This is a genomic window from Coleofasciculus sp. (genome assembly GCF_046539235.1).
GTDB lineage: Bacteria > Cyanobacteriota > Cyanobacteriia > Cyanobacteriales > Coleofasciculaceae > Coleofasciculus.
Map to the genome: position 1 here is coordinate 1 of NZ_JBKHHI010000098.1, position 18052 is coordinate 18052.

At 45.0% G+C, this 18052-nt stretch carries 17 protein-coding genes and 1 pseudogene; 7 read left to right on the top strand and 11 right to left on the bottom strand.

The features are described from left to right. Positions 1-133: 133 nt before the first annotated feature. A complete protein-coding gene (locus ACLFWI_RS11205) occupies positions 134-2170 on the top strand; it encodes a pentapeptide repeat-containing protein (RefSeq protein WP_446413021.1) in 2037 nt (678 codons plus the stop codon). A gap of 435 nt (positions 2171-2605) precedes the next feature. Here ACLFWI_RS11205 and ACLFWI_RS11210 read toward each other — a convergent pair whose 3' ends face one another. The 4 genes and pseudogenes from ACLFWI_RS11210 to ACLFWI_RS11225 form a co-directional block, all read right to left on the bottom strand. Continuing rightward, positions 2606-2959, bottom strand: coding sequence for a DUF2442 domain-containing protein (locus tag ACLFWI_RS11210; RefSeq protein ID WP_446413022.1), 354 nt, complete (start codon positions 2957-2959; stop codon positions 2606-2608). Between the two features lie 75 nt (positions 2960-3034). After that, positions 3035-3655 carry a DUF4276 family protein gene (locus ACLFWI_RS11215; RefSeq protein ID WP_446413023.1) on the bottom strand — a complete coding sequence of 207 codons (621 nt, stop codon included), beginning with the start codon at positions 3653-3655 and terminating at the stop codon, positions 3035-3037. Next, positions 3649-4839 carry an AAA family ATPase gene (locus tag ACLFWI_RS11220; protein ID WP_446413024.1) on the bottom strand — a complete coding sequence of 397 codons (1191 nt, stop codon included), beginning with the start codon at positions 4837-4839 and terminating at the stop codon, positions 3649-3651. The genes ACLFWI_RS11215 and ACLFWI_RS11220 overlap by 7 nt, the downstream gene beginning before the upstream one ends. A 490-nt stretch (positions 4840-5329) precedes the next feature. Continuing rightward, positions 5330-5383, bottom strand: a pseudogene (locus ACLFWI_RS11225) (DUF2442 domain-containing protein); the annotation flags it as partial. 17 nt (positions 5384-5400) lie between these two features. Here ACLFWI_RS11225 and ACLFWI_RS11230 point away from each other — a divergent pair. Continuing rightward, positions 5401-5583: a DUF433 domain-containing protein gene (locus tag ACLFWI_RS11230; RefSeq protein ID WP_446413034.1), complete on the top strand. Its 183-nt coding sequence runs from the start codon at positions 5401-5403 to the stop codon at positions 5581-5583. A gap of 80 nt (positions 5584-5663) precedes the next feature. Here the strand turns inward: ACLFWI_RS11230 and ACLFWI_RS11235 are convergent, their stop codons facing one another. Continuing rightward, positions 5664-6017, bottom strand: a complete 354-nt coding sequence (locus ACLFWI_RS11235; protein ID WP_446413025.1) for a DUF2442 domain-containing protein — start codon at positions 6015-6017, stop codon at positions 5664-5666. Continuing rightward, positions 6010-6252 (bottom strand): DUF4160 domain-containing protein, encoded by a 243-nt coding sequence (locus ACLFWI_RS11240; protein ID WP_446413026.1) that lies wholly within the window; start codon positions 6250-6252, stop codon positions 6010-6012. The genes ACLFWI_RS11235 and ACLFWI_RS11240 overlap by 8 nt, the downstream gene beginning before the upstream one ends. A gap of 219 nt (positions 6253-6471) precedes the next feature. Between ACLFWI_RS11240 and ACLFWI_RS11245 the strand changes: the two genes are divergently transcribed. Beyond that, entirely contained in the window at positions 6472-7467 is a 996-nt protein-coding gene (locus tag ACLFWI_RS11245) for a DNA cytosine methyltransferase (RefSeq protein ID WP_446413027.1), read from the top strand. A gap of 107 nt (positions 7468-7574) precedes the next feature. Continuing rightward, the gene (locus ACLFWI_RS11250; RefSeq protein WP_446413028.1) at positions 7575-8774 is read left to right on the top strand and encodes a DNA cytosine methyltransferase; all 1200 of its coding nucleotides are present in this window, start codon (positions 7575-7577) and stop codon (positions 8772-8774) included. Between the two features lie 13 nt (positions 8775-8787). Here ACLFWI_RS11250 and ACLFWI_RS11255 read toward each other — a convergent pair whose 3' ends face one another. Genes ACLFWI_RS11255 through ACLFWI_RS11265 form a run of 3 tightly spaced genes read right to left on the bottom strand, consistent with a single transcriptional unit; the run spans position 8788 to position 9266 of the window. Further along, positions 8788-8925, bottom strand: a complete 138-nt coding sequence (locus tag ACLFWI_RS11255; protein WP_446413035.1) for a Cfr10I/Bse634I family restriction endonuclease — start codon at positions 8923-8925, stop codon at positions 8788-8790. Beyond that, a complete protein-coding gene (locus ACLFWI_RS11260; protein WP_446413029.1) occupies positions 8876-9031 on the bottom strand; it encodes a hypothetical protein in 156 nt (51 codons plus the stop codon). Before ACLFWI_RS11260 ends, ACLFWI_RS11255 begins: the two co-directional genes overlap by 50 nt. Next, a complete protein-coding gene (locus ACLFWI_RS11265) occupies positions 9024-9266 on the bottom strand; it encodes a helix-turn-helix domain-containing protein (RefSeq protein ID WP_446413030.1) in 243 nt (80 codons plus the stop codon). The genes ACLFWI_RS11260 and ACLFWI_RS11265 overlap by 8 nt, the downstream gene beginning before the upstream one ends. A gap of 391 nt (positions 9267-9657) precedes the next feature. On the opposite strand from ACLFWI_RS11265, the gene recQ reads away from it, so the two are divergent. Next, entirely contained in the window at positions 9658-11787 is a 2130-nt protein-coding gene (gene recQ / locus ACLFWI_RS11270) for a DNA helicase RecQ (protein WP_446413036.1), read from the top strand. 121 nt (positions 11788-11908) lie between these two features. On the opposite strand, the gene ACLFWI_RS11275 is transcribed toward recQ, so the two are convergent. Further along, entirely contained in the window at positions 11909-15109 is a 3201-nt protein-coding gene (locus tag ACLFWI_RS11275) for a PAS domain S-box protein (protein ID WP_446413031.1), read from the bottom strand. A 789-nt stretch (positions 15110-15898) separates the two neighbouring features. Here ACLFWI_RS11275 and ACLFWI_RS11280 point away from each other — a divergent pair. Further along, positions 15899-16465, top strand: coding sequence for a hypothetical protein (locus ACLFWI_RS11280; RefSeq protein WP_446413032.1), 567 nt, complete (start codon positions 15899-15901; stop codon positions 16463-16465). A gap of 175 nt (positions 16466-16640) precedes the next feature. Here ACLFWI_RS11280 and aroB read toward each other — a convergent pair whose 3' ends face one another. Continuing rightward, on the bottom strand, positions 16641-17726 hold the full coding sequence (aroB, locus tag ACLFWI_RS11285) for a 3-dehydroquinate synthase (protein WP_446413033.1): 1086 nt from the start codon (positions 17724-17726) through the stop codon (positions 16641-16643). Between the two features lie 87 nt (positions 17727-17813). Here aroB and petL point away from each other — a divergent pair, with 87 nt between their 5' ends. Then, complete coding sequence (gene petL / locus ACLFWI_RS11290) at positions 17814-17915, top strand: cytochrome b6-f complex subunit PetL (protein ID WP_446341844.1); 102 nt, start codon at positions 17814-17816, stop codon at positions 17913-17915. Positions 17916-18052: the final 137 nt, after the last annotated feature.

Genomic DNA, 18052 nt, shown 5'->3' on the forward strand with positions numbered 1-18052 from the left:
CAGAAGCGAAGCATCCTTGGGTCTCCCCCTTTTTAAGGGGGACGGAAGGGGGATCTCCCAAGGGGGACGGGAGGGGGATCTAAAAGGGAAGGGGGCTGGGGGGTTAGGTTTTCCGAATTCGCCAACAGTATCTTTGAATTTCTTAGTCAAACGGATTCAGCAAAGCACTCCAATTATCAAAGGAACCCCACTTAATCCCCAGCAGTGGAAATTGCTGCAAGCGGTGATTAGTGGCACACCTGTTTTTCGGAGAAAACAACACCTGAAAGGACACAAAAATGCTATCCCAAAAACCATTAATAGCACGCCTCAACAAACCCGTGGTAGTATTCTTGTCCAAGTACGCCAACACCTATCCGAATTCGATTTAACCCAAGAACAGATCGCCAAATCCATTCCCCCTGGTCCACAACGGATTCGGGGGATAGCGGGTTCAGGGAAAACCGTATTACTCTGTCAAAAAGCTGCCCATATTCACCTCAAGCATCCTGACTGGGATATTGCCCTGGTTTTCTTCAGCCGCAGCCTCTATCACGGAATTATTAGCCAACTGGATAAATGGTTGCGTCGCTTTAGTAGTGGCGAAATTAGATACGACGCCAAAAGCAATCGCAAATTAAAAGTTCTCCACGCTTGGGGAGGAAGAAAACAACCGGGATTTTATAGTACCCTTTGCCGACACACAGGGGTAAAAGCGCTTACCGTTAACGATATAGAAACCAAGCAACCGCATCAAGCATTAGCTGAAGTTTGTCTCAATCTTTTACAAGAGACAGCGATTCCAAAATTATACGATGTTATTTTAATTGATGAAGGTCAAGATTTAATTGTCGATGACCCCTTAAAATTTGAAGGTAAACAGCCCTTTTACTGGATGGCATATCAGGCATTACGCCCCGTTGATCCTGCCCAACCGGAACAACGGCGGTTAATTTGGGCGTATGATGAAGCCCAAAGTTTAGAAAGCTTGAATATTCCTAATGCGAGTGAGTTGTTTGGTGAAGAATTAGGGCATTTAGTCACCGGACATTATGGGGGCGGAATTAGAAAAAGTGAAACTATGTATCGGTGTTATCGTACCCCTGGGGAAATTCTTACCGCCGCCCATGGGATTGGGATGGGGTTATTACGACGGGGAGGAATGTTAACCGGAATTACCCGAATTGAGGATTGGCAAGCGATTGGCTATGAAGTCACGGGAACGTTTCGTCCCGGTCAACAAATTACCGTGAGACGCCCATCAGAACATTCACCGAATTTGGTATCAAAACTTTGGCATGGTTCTTTATTTGAGTTTATCGCTTATCGATCGCGTCAGGAAGAATTAACCGCCTTAGCCGATAATATTATCTACAATCTTCGCTATGACGGACTTAAACCTAGTCGCGAGATACTGGTGATTGTTTTAGGGTTTGGGTTCGAGGCGATGCGACTGGAAACAGCGGTGGCGGAGTTTTTAATGTCCCAGGGAATTGATATTTATCTTCCCAGTGCGATAGATTGTAATCTGCTGCACATTGATAAAGATACCCGTGATCCAAATAAGTTTTGGTGTGAGGGCGGCGTTACCGTATCTCGTATCCATCGGGCGAAGGGAAATGAGGCGGATATGGTGTATGTGGTGGGGTTAGATAATGTGGCAAAAGATGAGAGTAATCTGCAACTGCGGAATCAGTTATTTGTGGCATTAACTCGGGCAAAAGGGTGGGTAAAGTTGAGTGGCGTGGGTTCTTATCCGTTGTATGAGGAAATGTGGCGGGTAATGCAGAGTGGCGATACGTTTACCTTTACCTTTCACCATCCGCCCCAGCGAGAGATTAGTGTAACCGATGTTGGAGAAGTGCGATCGCGGTATCAGAGTGGCGGGAGAAATTTTCAGAATGCGGAGTTAGCCGGGGCGCAGTTAGTGGGGGCGGATTTGCGGAATGCGAATTTAATTGGCGCGATGTTGCGAGGGGCGAATTTACAGCAGGCGCAGTTAGATGGGGCAAAGTTGGTGATTGCGGATTTGAGTGAGGTTGACTTGAGTGGGGCAAGTTTACGCAAGGCGAAGTTAGTGGGGGCGAGTTTGAAGCAGGCGCGGTTAAGGGGGGCGGATTTGAGTTGGGCGAAGTTAGGGAATGCGGATTTAAGAGGGGCGGAGTTAGTAGGGGCGACCTTAGCTCGTTGAGTTTACCGGATTCTGCTATTGCCGAAATTGCTGCAATTGCCGAGAAAGATCCAAAAGAGTACAATCGAACAATTGCCAAAGTTATTTTGAATATGAGTCTGAATCACGGAAAAGTTTTATCAATGAAAGATTATTAAGTGTTTGCAACTATGATTTAAACATTAACAGTCTTGAAACAGATAAAAGGTATCAAACTTTATTTCGTAGTTTGTTTCGACAAGCTGATAAAATAAGCAAAAATTTACCTAGCAGAACTTCTTTAAATGGGATAAGTGACCAAGACTTCCAATTTTAGAGCTTACCACGAACAGAAGCGATCGCGGCTGAACAAGCCATAGAAGCCGCTCCTGTCTAAACGGATTTGTAGTAGCCACTAAAGTGGCTTAAAATGCTCTATTTCCCAGCACGCTTGCTGCTTACTACAAACATCGCGCCCTAACTTACCCTCATCTTAATCTGAGCCATCCAATCCGCCGTGCCAAACACACCTGCCAACAGCGCCGGAACACTAAAATCTGCATCCAGCTTCTCCCAATGCAACCCATCCCCCGATGGCGTCACTTCAACCTTAGCCAAATCCTCTGGAGAAGCACCGGCTAATCCTTGGGCTAATGCTGGGGGAAAGCTAAACGTCGCCCCACTCTTCAAATTAATGACTACGCGATCGCGACTTGGGTCATAATATGCCGATTCCGCCCTCGGTTCAACAGCATTGGCAATGTCTGCGGCTTCTCTAGCTTTTGCGATCGCGGCTTTGAGCCTTGTCTCATCCCAAGCTGAATTAACCATGAATTTCCTCCCATTTTTTGAGTCGTTCTATTTGATGTTCAGTTACGATTTCCAACGCTTTGACAGTCTACCTTTTCAGACTGTCTCTCCCATAATGTGGGCAAGAGTGGTGAAGAGGCGATCGCAATTCGGCGCGGCTTTACGTACCTGGGCAACATCCAATAATACTAAAAGCTTTGAAGCGTGTTGTATCTTTTGGTATTCACCCTTGGATGTATGGCGAGTAGCTTGCTTTAAACTTGGCTCTAACGAATCCTTATCAATCTTCTCGACATTTGGATTTCTAGGGATTGAATTTTCTCTAAATCCTTTTCCATAGAATTTCTTTAGGGCATCAATATCAGTAATAAACCAAGCCTCCATTGCTTGAACCATTAAATAGCAATGGATATCATCAACGCTAGGTGAATCCCAATTATCCCTAGATTTCAAATGTGCCCAAGGTCGTTGTTTTACTGTTCCCTCTGAATCAACCAGTAGGACATTGAAAGCATCGGGATAATCTTCTATAGCATTTTTGAAAGAGCTAAAAGCATTATTACGAGAACCACAGACAATAATATCCCATTTGATTCGCTTGATCCGCGCTATCTGCACCAGATCTCTCAGAAACCCACTAAATCCTTGCCGCATTTGCCTTTTTGTATCCCGATCATCTCCACCCCCTTCTATGTAAATACGAATTTCTTTTACCATCGCGTTCCCCCAATCTCACCCATGCTCCAGAGTTCACCTAAAGAATAATTTTCTAACCACTTTTTCAGCCGTTCCGGGTTAAGTCGGCGTAGATGAGTTCCTCGATAATCTCGCTCACACACCAAAACTGATTCAGGGGGAAGAGAGGAAACTAAAGCCTCTGAATGCGTTGTAACAATTAACTGAGTTCGTTCAGAGGCTTCGACTAACAAATCAGCGATAGTAGACATCATGTCGGGATGTAAACCAATCTCTGGTTCTTCAATACATATCAGTGGCGGTGGGGTTGGGTCAAGAAGTAAAGCCAGTAAAAATAAATAGCGCAGTGTACCATCAGATAAACGAGTTGCAGGGATTGGTTGAATTAAACCCTCCTCACGGATAAATATTTGAACTGTACCGCCATAAATCTTTACGGATAGTTCTTCTGCTTCCTGATAAAATGCCTTGAGTTTATCGATAATTGCTCGACTTCCTACTTGGTACTGTAAGTTGTTCAAAACAAGTCCTAGGTTACTCCCATCTTCTAGCAAAGGGTGTTCCGGTAAGTCAGCTTTTTGTGGCAATCTCGGTTCTGAATCTCGTCCGATATGCCAGTCACGATATAGACTAATCTGGGAAAATTGATTGCCTAGATAGGTGAGTTCAGGATACTGATCGGGATCTTTTCTCTGAGACAAAACAGACTGATCTAGACTCAGATCCTCTTGACGCAGCGAACGCTGGCTTCTTTGTCCATCAGATGGATTTTTAATGTTTAAAACTGGACGACCTTGTTGATAGCGGTAGTAAAAATAGACATCCGCTTCACCGGGGTATGATCGTTCATTCTCCACCGTTTCATCAACCAATTCTGGTTTTTGACCAACTACAGTTAAACCCATACGATAGCGAAGCGGCATCAGTCCTTCAGGGTAGTCTATAGTTGCCTCTATTTTAGCTGTTGGAATTTCCTTTTGACCTTTCCAAAGCAGATCACTGACACCTCCCCCTTTACGAATTGGGGCAGTTAAATCTGTGGGAGTTGCCTTCAGAAGTCCAATGGCTTCAATTAAGTTCGACTTGCCAGATGCATTAGCACCAATCAGCACATTCATGGGTTGGAGTTCGATTTCTTCATTCTCATCTCCGTAGGAGAGCAAGTTTTGCAATCGCATCGTGCGAATAAACAGTTTACCTTCCATTTCTTTACTTTAGGTTTTATTTATTACCTGTCATAATACGCCGACTCCGCCCTAGTGGACTGACATAGCTAAAATTGTGGAATAGATTTGACGTTTAAACCGGGCGCAAGGATGGTGCCCCTACAATTCTAATCCACCAAATAAGGTGGGTCACGCCACTAGGTTCAACAGCATTGGCAATGTCTGCGGCTTCTTTTGCTTTTTGTTATCACTGCTGTAAATGTTGTCTTATCCAAACCTAAACCAGTCGTCGTAGACATGTCTATGCTGCGTCTAAAGGCTGACCTATCAATTCAAGGTTAAGGTATGGTATAAGCGTGCGATCGCGCCCTAACTTACCTTCATCTTAACCTGAGCCATCCACACCGCCGTGCCAAACACACCTGCCAAAAGCGCTGTAACACTCAAATCCGCATCCAGCTTCTCGATCGTGCAACCCATCCCCCGATGGCGTCACTTCAACCTTAGCCAAATCCTCTGGAGAAGCAGCTGCTAACCCTTGCGCTAATGCTGGGGGAAAGCTAAACGTCGCCCCACTCTTCAAATTGATAATTACGCGATATACGAGTACAAACCGTAGTCATTGCCGCTCAACAATGGGGTTTATCTTCAAATCAGATAGCCGCTGAGTATGACTTGAATGCAGAACAAATTGATGAAGCCCTAGCATTTTACCACGCTCACCGTGAAGAAATTGATCATGCGATCGCGGCTGAACAAGCCATAGAAGCCGCTCCTGTCTAAACGGATTTGTAGTAGCCACTAAAGTGGCTTAAAATGCTCTATTTCCCAGCACGCTTGCTGCTTACTACAAACATCGCGCCCTAACTTACCCTCATCTTAATCTGAGCCATCCAATCCGCCGTGCCAAACACACCTGCCAACAGCGCCGGAACACTAAAATCTGCATCCAGCTTCTCCCAATGCAACCCATCCCCCGATGGCGTCACTTCAACCTTAGCCAAATCCTCTGGAGAAGCACCGGCTAATCCTTGGGCTAATGCTGGGGGAAAGCTATACGTCGCCCCACTCTTCAAATTGATAATTACGCGATCGCGACTCTGGTCATAATATGCCGACTCCGCCCTAGGTTCAACAGCATTGGCAACTGCTGCGGCTTCTCTGGCTTTTGCGATCGCGGCTTTTATCTTTGTCTCATCCCAACCTGAACTAACCATGAATTTCTTCCCATTTTTTGAGTAGTTCTATTTGATGTTCGGTTACAATTTCCAACGCTTTGACAGCCTCTTTATTACTCATGCCTTCAATCTGAACCAGTTCCGGATATTCAGTTTCACCCCTCAAGCTAATTCTTGCTTGCCCTCCACCTTTGAAGACATGAACATGAGGCGGCAAATGGTCGTTGAAGTAGATGCGGACAGCAAAGCCATCCTTCCTGAGAACAGTTGGCATAGTTATATTTTGACAGGTAGGCAAGCGATTGTATTTATCATAAACGAAGGCTGAAACAACCTAAGAAATATATTTTACCTATTTGCGTCATACTAATCTACGAGTCCAATCTAAACGGGTTTGTAGTAGTCAATGCGAGTGGCTTAAATGCTCTATTACCAAGCACGCTTCGTGCTTACTACAAACAGAAGCGGTGCGATCGCGTCCTAAAATAGGAGAATGCGAAACCAACTCCCCTACCTTGATTTCCTCTCTCAAGAACTTCAACTTCCCCCCATCGATGCAACAGCACCTTTGGTGATTGATCTGTTTGCTGGCTGTGGGGGACTAGCACTCGGTTTTGAAGCCGCAGGATTTAGAACCATCGGTTATGAAAAATTAGCAGACGCCTGCGCCACTTATCAGCACAACCTGCATGGTTTCTGTCACCAGACCACGCTAACACGCCAACCCGATTTAGTTGATGGAGCCGATGTCATCATTGGTGGTCCACCCTGTCAACCCTTTAGCGTTGGTGGACATCAACGGGGACTCAAAGACAGTCGCGATGGTTTTCCCATATTTCTTGACGCGGTTAAATCTTATCGCCCCCAGCTTGCTTTATTTGAAAACGTGCGGGGAATGCTATTTCGCAATAAAACCTACTTTGAAGAAATTGTCAGCGCTCTCAGGGAACTAAACTATATCGTTGAATGGGATATCCTCAACGCCGCACATTATGGTGTTCCCCAGCGAAGAGAACGTCTTTTTTGTGTAGCTCACCGAGGCGGATGGAAATGGCATTTTAAAACACATATAAAATCACCGTATACGGTTGGTGAAGCCCTGGGAGAACTCGCATTAATTGCACCACCAAATGCTAAATTTCTCACTCCCAGCATGGATGAATATATCAAAAAATACGAGAGAGCCTCTAAGTGCGTTAGACCCAGAGATTTACACCTTGATACCCCGTCGAGAACCGTTACTTGCCGCAATTTAAGCGCTCCTACAGGTGATATGTTGCGTATCCGTTTACCCGATGGACGTAGACGACGGTTAACGGTTCGTGAAGGAGCGCGTTTGCAAAGTTTTCCGGATTGGTTTGAATTCAAGGGTACTGAAGAAAGCCAATGTAACCAAATTGGCAATGCTGTTCCTCCCATTTTGGCAAAGGTTTTAGCCTGTTCTGTAAAAGCCTATTTACAAAAAAAGGTAGTGGTTCTCAAGAATTAATAGTACACCAAACTGTAGGGGTGCAAAGCTTGCGCCCTCACCTAAACACCTCATTATTTATTAATTAGCTGAAGTGGTATAATCTTTCTATCCTTTAGAATTTATCAATGAGCATTCGCCCAAAACTATTCTCTTTCTTTGCTGGAACTGGATTTCTCGATTTAGGCTTTGAAGCCAGTAATTTTGATATTGTGTATGTCAATGAAATTAATCCCTCCTATATGGAGGCTTACCGTTACTCTAGACAAGTTCTGAATTTGCCATTACCCGAATATGGATACCATTATGCCGAAGATGGAGACGTTGAGCAACTTACAGAGGGGGAAAAAGCCCTACGTCTTTGGTATTTAATCCAGGATGCTCGGAAATCTAAAGATATTGTCGGTTTTCTTGGCGGACCTCCCTGTCCGGATTTCTCAGTTGGCGGAAAAAATCGAGGTAAGGATGGCGATAATGGTAAGCTTTCTGCTGCTTATGTTGAATTAATTTGCCAACATCAACCGGATTTCTTTTTATTTGAGAATGTCAAAGGATTGTGGAAAACGAAAAAACACAGACTTTTTTTTGAACAGCTTAAAGAAAAGCTCAACCAATCAGGTTATCTATTAACAGAGCGTCTAGTCAATACCATAGAATACGGTGTTCCTCAAGATAGGGAGAGGATTATTCTGCTGGGATTTCGTAAGAGTTTAATGAGAGATATAGGACTACCCGTTGAGCCAAGTGCAAAATTTATGCCTGAAGGAATTTTTCCCTGGGCGACTTCTATTTTATATCCGAAGCAGACCGTTTTTTCTTGTCCTTGGGCGGCGACTGATCCATTTCAGGAAAATTCGCATCTACCTTGCTCTAATGAGATTATTCAGGAATTAACTGTTGAATATTGGTTTAGGCAAAACGATGTCCTCAACCATCCGAATGCTCAACATCATTTTAAACCGAGAGCTGGTCTCAAGCGATTTCTTTCTGTGGCGGAGGGAGATGATTCCAGAAAGTCATACAAACGTCTTCACCGATGGCGTTACTCTCCTACGGCTTGTTATGGAAATAACGAAGTCCACTTACATCCTTATAAAGCACGTCGCTTATCTGTTGCTGAAGCGCTTGCTGTGCAATCGTTACCTAAAACTTTTGTCCTTCCCGATAAAATGTCACTGACCAATATGTTTAAAACAATTGGTAATGGTGTTCCTTACTTAGCATCCAAAGCTATTGCTCAAAGTATTCTAGACTTTTTGTCAACAACCGAATGGCATTACGAACAGCCAAGTCAAAAGCAACTAGAGTTACCCCTGTCGCTTCTTTGATGTTCTTTGTTAATTATTCTTGAATAGCCGATTCGACTAATGGGACTAAATCTAGCTTGCAGTTATACAAGTATGTTCCATCTACAAGTCGGGAATCTTGCTCAATGGCAATGCCATGAGGAGCAATTGCTGTACTGAATATAGTTACTATCTAGTTTGTTGACGACTTCTAAGGATAAATCTCGGTAAATAGCAATGCTATTAATCTGTATTTTACCTTTTTGATTGGGGGTAAACCATTCCGAATAATCAACCATTGTCTCCTCGCTCAATATCATAGTGAGCAAAGAGGGCAGAAATAGAGATTTCTAATGCTGTTGCCAATTTATCAATATTTTCCAATGAAGGATTGCGGGAGCCTCTCTCAATATCCGAGATGTAAGTGCGATGAAGTCCAGCTCGAAAAGAAAGCTCTTCTTGTGATATGCCTAGCTCTCGCCGACGCTGTTTGAGTGCTAGTCCAAAGCGCTGCTTGATGTCTGTGTTGTCCACCCTTGAATTTTGACACCAATGAAGACTATCAGTCTACAGACTATCAGTGACAAATAGGCGAGTGCCTTACTTGATTTCCTAACACTAAAGTGCTTACTACGAACAGAAGCGATCGCGCCCTCACTGCCTTAAGATGAATGCCACTGACTGGTATGCTGGTGGGCAATGCCCACCCTACGGTAGCTCAAGGGTTTTGGCGATTCCCTAATGCTTATTTCAGTGCCATTAGCCTTAAGATGTTCGGTTACAATTGCTAATGCTTTTACTGCCTAATTGGGACAGGCGGATTTGAGTGAGGTGAATGGATAGGGGGCGAGAATAGCCGATGGGTGGTATAAAATACCAAGGAGATGTCAAAATGGTTGAGTCAAAAGCGCCCACAGCATCCATCATGTATCAGTTGCAATCCTTGGGGGACGCCCTCAAACAGTTTTTTGGATATACTACCTTTCGCCCAGGACAGCAGCAAATCGTTGAAGAAGCGCTTCAGGATCGTGATTTGCTGATTATTATGCCCACGGGGGGCGGTAAGTCGCTGTGTTTCCAACTTCCGGCTTTACTTAAACCAGGGTTAACGGTGGTGGTGTCGCCGTTAATTGCGCTGATGCAAGATCAGGTGGATGCCTTAGTGGATAACGGCATTGGGGCGACATTTCTCAATAGTACCTTGAGTTGGGATGCGGTGCGATCGCGGGAAATGGCAATCCTCAACGGTAAGATTAAATTGCTGTACGTTGCCCCAGAACGCTTACTGGCAGAGCGATTTGCACCCTTTTTAGAGATGGTGCGATCGCAGGTGGGAATTTCGGCGTTTGCGGTTGATGAGGCGCACTGTGTCTCAGCATGGGGACATGATTTCCGCCCGGAGTATCGGCAAATTAAACAGTTACGTCAACGGTATCCCGATATTCCCATGTTGGCGCTTACCGCTACAGCCACCAAGCGGGTGCAGCAGGATATTGTCCAACAACTCACACTCCGTCAACCGAGTATCCATATTGCCAGTTTTAATCGCCCCAACCTTTACTACGAAATTCAACCCAAACAGCGCCAAAGCTATAACCAACTCTTCAAAAAAGTTCAATCCCATAAAGGATCTGGAATTATCTATTGTCTCAGTCGTCGCAGTGTTGACGAAGTGGCATTTCGACTGCAAAAAGATGGCATTTCAGCCTTGCCTTATCATGCGGGAATGAGTGATATTGACCGATCCAGTAATCAAAATCGTTTTATTCGCGATGACGTGCAAGTGATTGTGGCAACTATTGCCTTTGGTATGGGAATTAATAAGCTCGATGTCCGCTTTGTGATTCACTACGACTTACCCCGAAATTTAGAAGGGTATTATCAAGAATCGGGACGGGCAGGACGAGATGGAGAACCTGCCTATTGTACAATATTTTATCGTCCCGGTGATGTACCTAGACTGGATTATCTGATTGATCAAAAACCTGATCCAAAAGAACAGCGCGTTGCCCGTCAACAGTTACAACAAATTCGCGACTACGCTGAAGGAACCGATTGTCGCCGCACAATTCTACTCCGATATTTCGGTGAACGGTTTAAGGGAAATTGCGATAACTGTGATAATTGTTGTCATCCTAAACCCGTTGAAGATTGGACAATTGAAGCACAAAAGTTTTTATCCTGTGTGGCGCGTTGTCGGGAACGGTTTGGCATGACTCATATTATCGACGTGCTGCGGGGTTCCCGGAAAAAGAAGGTGGAACAAAATGGACATCACCTCCTCTCAACTTATGGAATTGGCAGGGATAAAAGCGTTGATGCTTGGAAAATGCTGGCGCGATCGCTCCTGCATCAGGGATTAATGGATGAAACAACGGATGGCTATCGGGTACTGAAGCTGAATAAACGCAGTTGGGAAGTGCTTCGCAAACAACGTTCTGTGCATATTGCGATTACTCAAACCCCTGTAGCAAAAGCTATATCCAATGTTAATCCGAGAACGGCGGAAATTGAATTGCTGTTTGAGAGACTGCGAAAGCTGCGTAAGCAAATCGCGGATACTCAAGCGATTCCTCCTTATGTGATTTTCGCGGATTCTAGTCTCAAGTTAATGGCACAAATAAAACCTAAAACCCTGGAGGAGTTTGCCCAAATATCGGGGGTAACGGCTCACAAGTTGACGCAGTACGGCGAGCGGTTTGTGTCGGAAGTTCGAGAGTTTTGTCAGGAGCAAAAGTTACCCGTTCCTCTGCCTTCAGATAGCCAAATGGTAACCTTACAACTGTATCAGCAAGGATTAAGTATAGAGGAAATTGCGGAAAAACGGGGTTATGTTCCTAGCACCATTCTTACTCACTTAAGTGAGCTAATTGAGCAGAATCAGCCTATAGATTTAAACCGATTAGTAGCAGCAGAACGACAAAAGTCCATCTTGCAAGCGATTCAGAATGTTGGGACAAACTCCCTGAGAAGCCTGCGGGAAGAGTTGGGAGAGGATTATAGTTATGGTGAAATTCGACTTGTGCGATCGTGGTGGATTCGGGAGAAGAGTTGAGGATTGATGCTTATGTTTACGATTAGATAATTTGGTATTATAGCAACCGCCATAACGGTTAGGATGCATCATTTATGTAGAGACGCGCCATGGCGCGTCTCTACTTTGGACAGGATAGGGTTCAATCACTGATCGGGATCTGAATCCAGAATTCTGTTCCTTGTCCCGGTTCAGAATGACATTTGAGAATACCGCCATGTTTTTCGACAACAATCTGGTGACTAATTGACAACCCTAACCCTGTTCCCTTACCCACCGGTTTTGTGGTAAAGAAGGGATCAAATAAACGATCGCGCACGGTTTCGCTCATTCCAGGTCCATTATCGCGAATCCGAATCACGGCTTGATTCTTGTCTACAACCTCGGTGCTAATCCAAATCGTTGGGTTAAGGTTTAATTGGCTCTTTTCTGTTGCATTTGCCCCGGCTTTGATTACACCATCAAAAGCGTCAATGGCATTGCTAATAATATTCATAAAGACTTGATTCAGTTGACCCGCATAACAGGCAACTACAGGCAAGTCTCCATACTCTTTGATCAGCGTAATTCCTGGAGAATTCCCACAAGGTTTCATGCGGTTGCGGAGAATTAGTAATGTACTATCAATGCCTTCATGAATATTAACTGGCTTCATTTCGGCTTGATCGAGCCGCGAGAAATTTCGCAAGGAAATCACGATTTCTTGAATCCGATCGGCTCCCATTTTCATTGAGGAGAGCATTTTCGGCAAGTCTTCGATGAGGAAGGATAACTCAATGTCTTCAATAAAGTTTTGAATATTTGGCAGCGGATTGGGATAGTACTGTTGATAACATTCGATGAGTTGTAATAAGTCTCCAATATAGTTTGTCGTATGACTAAGATTTCCGGTGATGAAATTAACCGGATTATTGATTTCGTGGGCGATACCGGCTACCATTTGACCGATAGTAGACATTTTCTCGGTCTGAATTAACAGGGATTGGGTTTGCCGCAATTCGTATAAGGCTTGTTCTAATTGATTTGCCTGGGTTTGAGCCGCTTGCGCCGCCGCCCGAGTTTCGGCAAATAATTCTGCATGTTCGATCGCGATCGCGAGTTGATCCACTACCGCTTGCAGCAATTTGACTTCGCGATCGCTCCATTGGCGCGAACCCTGATAATGACTACAGATAATCGCCCCCAGTTGTCCGGTTTTCGTTTGTAGCGGTAACACTAATCCTGAGGTAATTCCCCAATCAGCGAGTAGCGATCGGGTTTCAGGGGCTAAGTTTTGGGTTTGGCTGACATCATCAATTCGCAGGGGATGTAATCGGTTAATAATGTCCGCTAAGGGGGTAAGTTGTGGGGGAAGACAGTCTCCTAATAAACTGGGTAAATTCGGATCTCGCGCTTCATGGGTAACGCTTAAACGGGGTTGATCGGAGTTGTAACTTAACCACAAAAAGTGACAGCCGTCAACCTCCAGCAATCCCCGAATTTCCGTGACGGCTATGTCTAGAATCGTATCGAGTTCTAGGGAATTGCGAATTTGGCTAGCTAACTGAAACAGTAAGGCTTCCCGGCGACTGAGGAGTTCTTCGCGTACCCAAATCCGGTCAATGGCTACCGCGATCGCATTAGCTACCCATCCTAATACCCCTTGCACAATTTTAGAGAAGGGTTGGCAACTTTGTAAGGCAATAAATCCAACCAGGTGAGATTCAACAATCAGGGGGTAAATCCCGATAAAGCTTTTGTTGGACAGGTCATTACCCGCCGTTAAGATCGGACGATGAATTGGCTTCAGGGTTTGGGCGACTTTGGCGATTAAGCCTTGGTTGGTAAGGATGCGTTGAGGGAATAGGTGTGTGGGTAATTGTTCACCACTATTCGCCTGCAATTCTAAAACTAAGGGCATTTCCGTCTCGTCTGTGATCCCCGCCACTGTCCAAATCCCAGCACCCAGGGCGTTCAGATGACGGATCATGGCTTCGGTACAGCGTTTAAGGCTTTCACCCAGACTGCCGTTTTGTCCCACGAGAACAGCGCCAATATCGGCTTCTAAGGTAGACAGACGCGATCGTTCTAGCAGACTGGCTTTTCGTTGTTTGGTGTTGGTAATATCACGGGCGATCGCATGGACGACACCCGCTTCGGCTAAAGGCAAACACTTCCAAGCCAACCATTTATAAGATCCATCTTGACATCGGTAACGATGCTCAAAGTAAATATCTGACGGACTGCTTAAAAGGGTTTGCCAAGCGGTTAATGTGGCGCTGTGATCATGAGGATGGACGAAATCGAGGAATGATTGAGACAGAAGTTTATCTTGACTATAGGCTAAGGTTTTTTCAAAGGCGGGATTAATTCGCTTAAACCTACCATCGAAGCCAATAACCGCCATCAAATCAGGTGAGAGGGTAAAAAAGCGATCCCGTTCAACCTTGGCTTGTTTTTGTTCGGTGATATCCTTACAAATTGAGATATATTCATAGGGAACACCTTGGGCATCTACCAACGGGACGATGGTGGTATCTACCCAATATAGGCTGCCGTCTTTGGCGCGATCCTGAATATCACCACGCCAGATTTTGCCCTGAGAAATCGTGTTCCACAAGTCCTGAAAAAACTGGGGTGAGTGATAGCCCGAATTAAGTAAATGATGGTCAGCGCCGTAAAGTTCCTCCCTAGAATAGTGCGAGATCTGGCAAAATTTATCGTTAACGTAACTAATCTTACCTTGAGGATCTGTAATCGCGACAATTGACGCTTGATCCAGCGCCACCTTTATATCAACCAGGTTTTTTGGGGATGTTTGCAAAGCTTTTTCCAGGCGTTGACACTGATTTACTTGGGTTTCCAAATCGATTACTTTCTTTTGCCACTCTAACTGCGCGATCGCCTGTCGGCTTAATCCGGCTAGGGCATCCTTTTGTTGCACTGTCAACTGTCGCGGAACTCGGTCGATAACTAATAAAATACCCACCGTTTCATCGTCAGGGGTGACTAAGGGAACGGCGGCATAAAATCGGATCGGGAGTGAAGTTGTTGGGGATTTATCCGAGGCTAGAGTATCTTCGACCACTAATAGCGACTTCTCTTCCCTTACCAAACATTGCAGGATTTGACCACACAATTCTAAGTACTGCGGTGTGGAATCGGCTTCTAAACCCACTGGTGATGGCAACCACTGACCTTTGGCATCCTTAAGACTGATGAGTGCGATCGGGGTTTGGACAACGCTAGAGGCTAAGCGAGTTAAATCCTCAAAGGTTGCTTTAGTCGCCAAATCAATATGACGATCTGGATAGAGTTGCTCAAGAAGGTTGACTGTTGTGTTACTCAATACTAGCGTTTTCATTAAATTTTACTCCTTACCCTCGCCAAAGCCAGATGCACTCGTTTTATGTCATTGTCATGGATTTTATGACTCCAGTTCTATCATGCATGTCCTCTCCTTGAGTAAACCCCATCCTGGCTTCAAGATAGGGCAATGTGTAGATAGCTTAAACGAATCGGTCAACCCTTGTTTAAAGAACGGCTTTAGTGTAATATTCTGGTTAACCCAATAAGACCAATGTTTGCTAAGGGTAGGTACGCCTGTACATAAACCTACTCTCTGGTTAGATTTACTGCCACCAGGATTAATTTTTATCACTCTATTTGGACTTACGCCAAGGAGGAGTGCAAGCGCTACCTGTAGGGAGAATTGGGTAATTTCCCCTACTATGGCTAGGGTTGCTGCGTAAGTCTTGTCTATGTTGGCAGGTTGGGACATTAGCGATGTTTTTTACGACATAGCAACAAAAGAGTGGTTAGAGTGGTTGCGCTCCAGGTAAGAGGCGGGAAAAAGGGATTAAGCATTTGGGCAATGTGCAAGTTCACGCTGAGAAGGCGTTTACCCGTTGCGATCAGGGGCTAAGTTCTACGATCTTAACCAATTTTAGGATAGCTTAATATTTTCTTCATAAAAACGGCTGAGGCGGAGGGATGAGGGATAAAAGCGTTTTTCCGCAAGTAGGGGTGGGTTTCACGATTATCGTTTTTTTCGCCCTGATGTGACTAAACTGCCTTAACCGATCAGAGATGAAAACGATGAAATAAAAAGTTTTAAAGTAAAAATAGTGATTAAAACAAGGGTTTAGTCGAAGTGTTCTACCGAATTTGGCAACATTGCTTCTGGGGAGTTTCATTGTTCCTCGGTGTCTTCAGTTTGGCGGTAACGGTTGCAGCCCAACCAGCACCGGTGTTTATTCCGTTTATGGAACGTATCCAAAAAAATTTGCCTGTCGGGTTAGCTATGCGCCTACCTACTCAGTTACGAGTGAATGATCTGTTGGATATTGATCCAAACCAACTGATTGTGCGTGTCTTTCCCTCGGAAGCCCCCCCAAGTTATACAGTGAGTCTGTTTACCTGCGATCGCAGTCCGAATTCCTGCTTACTGGGTAGCTTTTCGGTCAACCCCAAGCAGTCGGCGAGTGCGAGGCTTGATCTCCAACGTCATGAAACCCTAGGCGATCGCATTACTTTAACGCCTAATGTGGCTGGATATTTGCTTGAAGGACCATCTCAAAATCCATCCTACTCCTTCTCAACGGTGATGTGGCAGCAAAACGATATGATTTATATGATTAGCTTTCCTGCCATTGAACGGCAGAATATTCTTTACATGGCGCTTTCTATGGCAAGGGAACAAGGGTTTTATCGTCGTTAGTCATTGGTCATTGGTCATTTGTCATTTGTCATTCGTCATTCGTCATATCATGTCCGTAGTTATTTGAAAGAAAGTATTGCTCTTCTACCAATTTTCCCTCAACAGAGGGTTAAAACTTTTGCCTATTGCCTGTTCCCTATTGCCTCTCCCCACCACAAGCCTGATTCAGCAGTCCCTAATTCAATACCTGGCGAATGACATCGGCTGGAACTTGATCGGTTATGGTGACATGACCGATTTCAGTGGGCAAAATAAATCGCACTTTGCCATCTTTGACTTTCTTATCGGTTTGCAAGGTATCAATAATTGCATCAATATCCAGTCCCGGTGGTAACTGAGTTGGTAATCCGGCTTTCTCAATTAACGCCTTTTGACGTGCGGCTTCCTGGGGTGTCCACATCTGAAGTTCTACCGCAATTTGACCCGCCGCCACCATGCCAATCGCCACCGCTTCTCCATGATTAACCACTTTATACCCAGTTAAACTTTCGACCGCATGACCAATTGTATGACCATAATTTAAAATTGCCCTTACTCCGGCTTCTTTCTCATCCTGACTAACAACATCGGCTTTGGCTTGGCAAGAACGGGATAAAATAAAGGACAATAATTCCTCATCCAAATACCGCCGTTGGTCGAGACGCTTTGTACTCTCCAACTTAGTAAATAATTCAGCATCCCAGATTACGCCATATTTAATCACCTCTGCCATTCCCGCCCGTAATTCTCGTGGGGGTAGGGTTTGTAAGACTTGCGGATCAATTAACACAAAGCGGGGTTGGTGAAATGCACCAATTAAATTTTTGCCTTGGGGATGGTTTACCCCTGTCTTACCGCCAATAGCTGCATCCACCATAGCTAACAGGGAGGTGGGAACTTGCACCACATTAATCCCCCGTAACCAGGTAGCCGCCGCAAACCCGGTCATATCTCCAATTACGCCTCCCCCTAATGCCACCAGGGTTGAAGAGCGTTCTAAGCGGTTCTGGAGGGCAGCGTCGTGGATTTTTTGAATGGATTTAAGGGTTTTATAACGTTCGCCTGCGGGTAAGGTACAATGAGACACCTGATAGCCGACTAACTTCAGCGCCGCGATCGCCCGTTCCCCATAGCGGCGAAAAATGACTGGATTGGAGACGAGGAGAACCTGCTTCCCCAGTTTCAGCCGACTCATCCAGACGCCAATATCATCCAAGCTTCCCGGCGCGATCGCAATATCGTAAGACTGTGGCGGTACTTCAACCCGAATCACTGACTTCATCTGATTTTCTCTAGCAACTGTGGGCTGTATTTTATCCCACTTAATGATTTAATGGTCTACAGTAAGACGTTTTTGAGAGAACGGTAAATGTCTGGATCTGGAATTATTGCCTACTTTTTAATCCTCGGTGGTGCTACGGGTGTCGCCCTAGCCTTGTTTTTTGGTCTGAAAGCGGTCAAATTGATCTAGAAAGCCGTGAACTCAAGTTCCGGCTAAAAGCTAAAACCTGTTAAAACAGGTTAAAACCTCTAGTCAGCTTTAGCTGAGTTTAGCTATCAGCCTGAAATTTATCTAACTGTGGGGGGAAAGGGGGAGCAATAAGACCC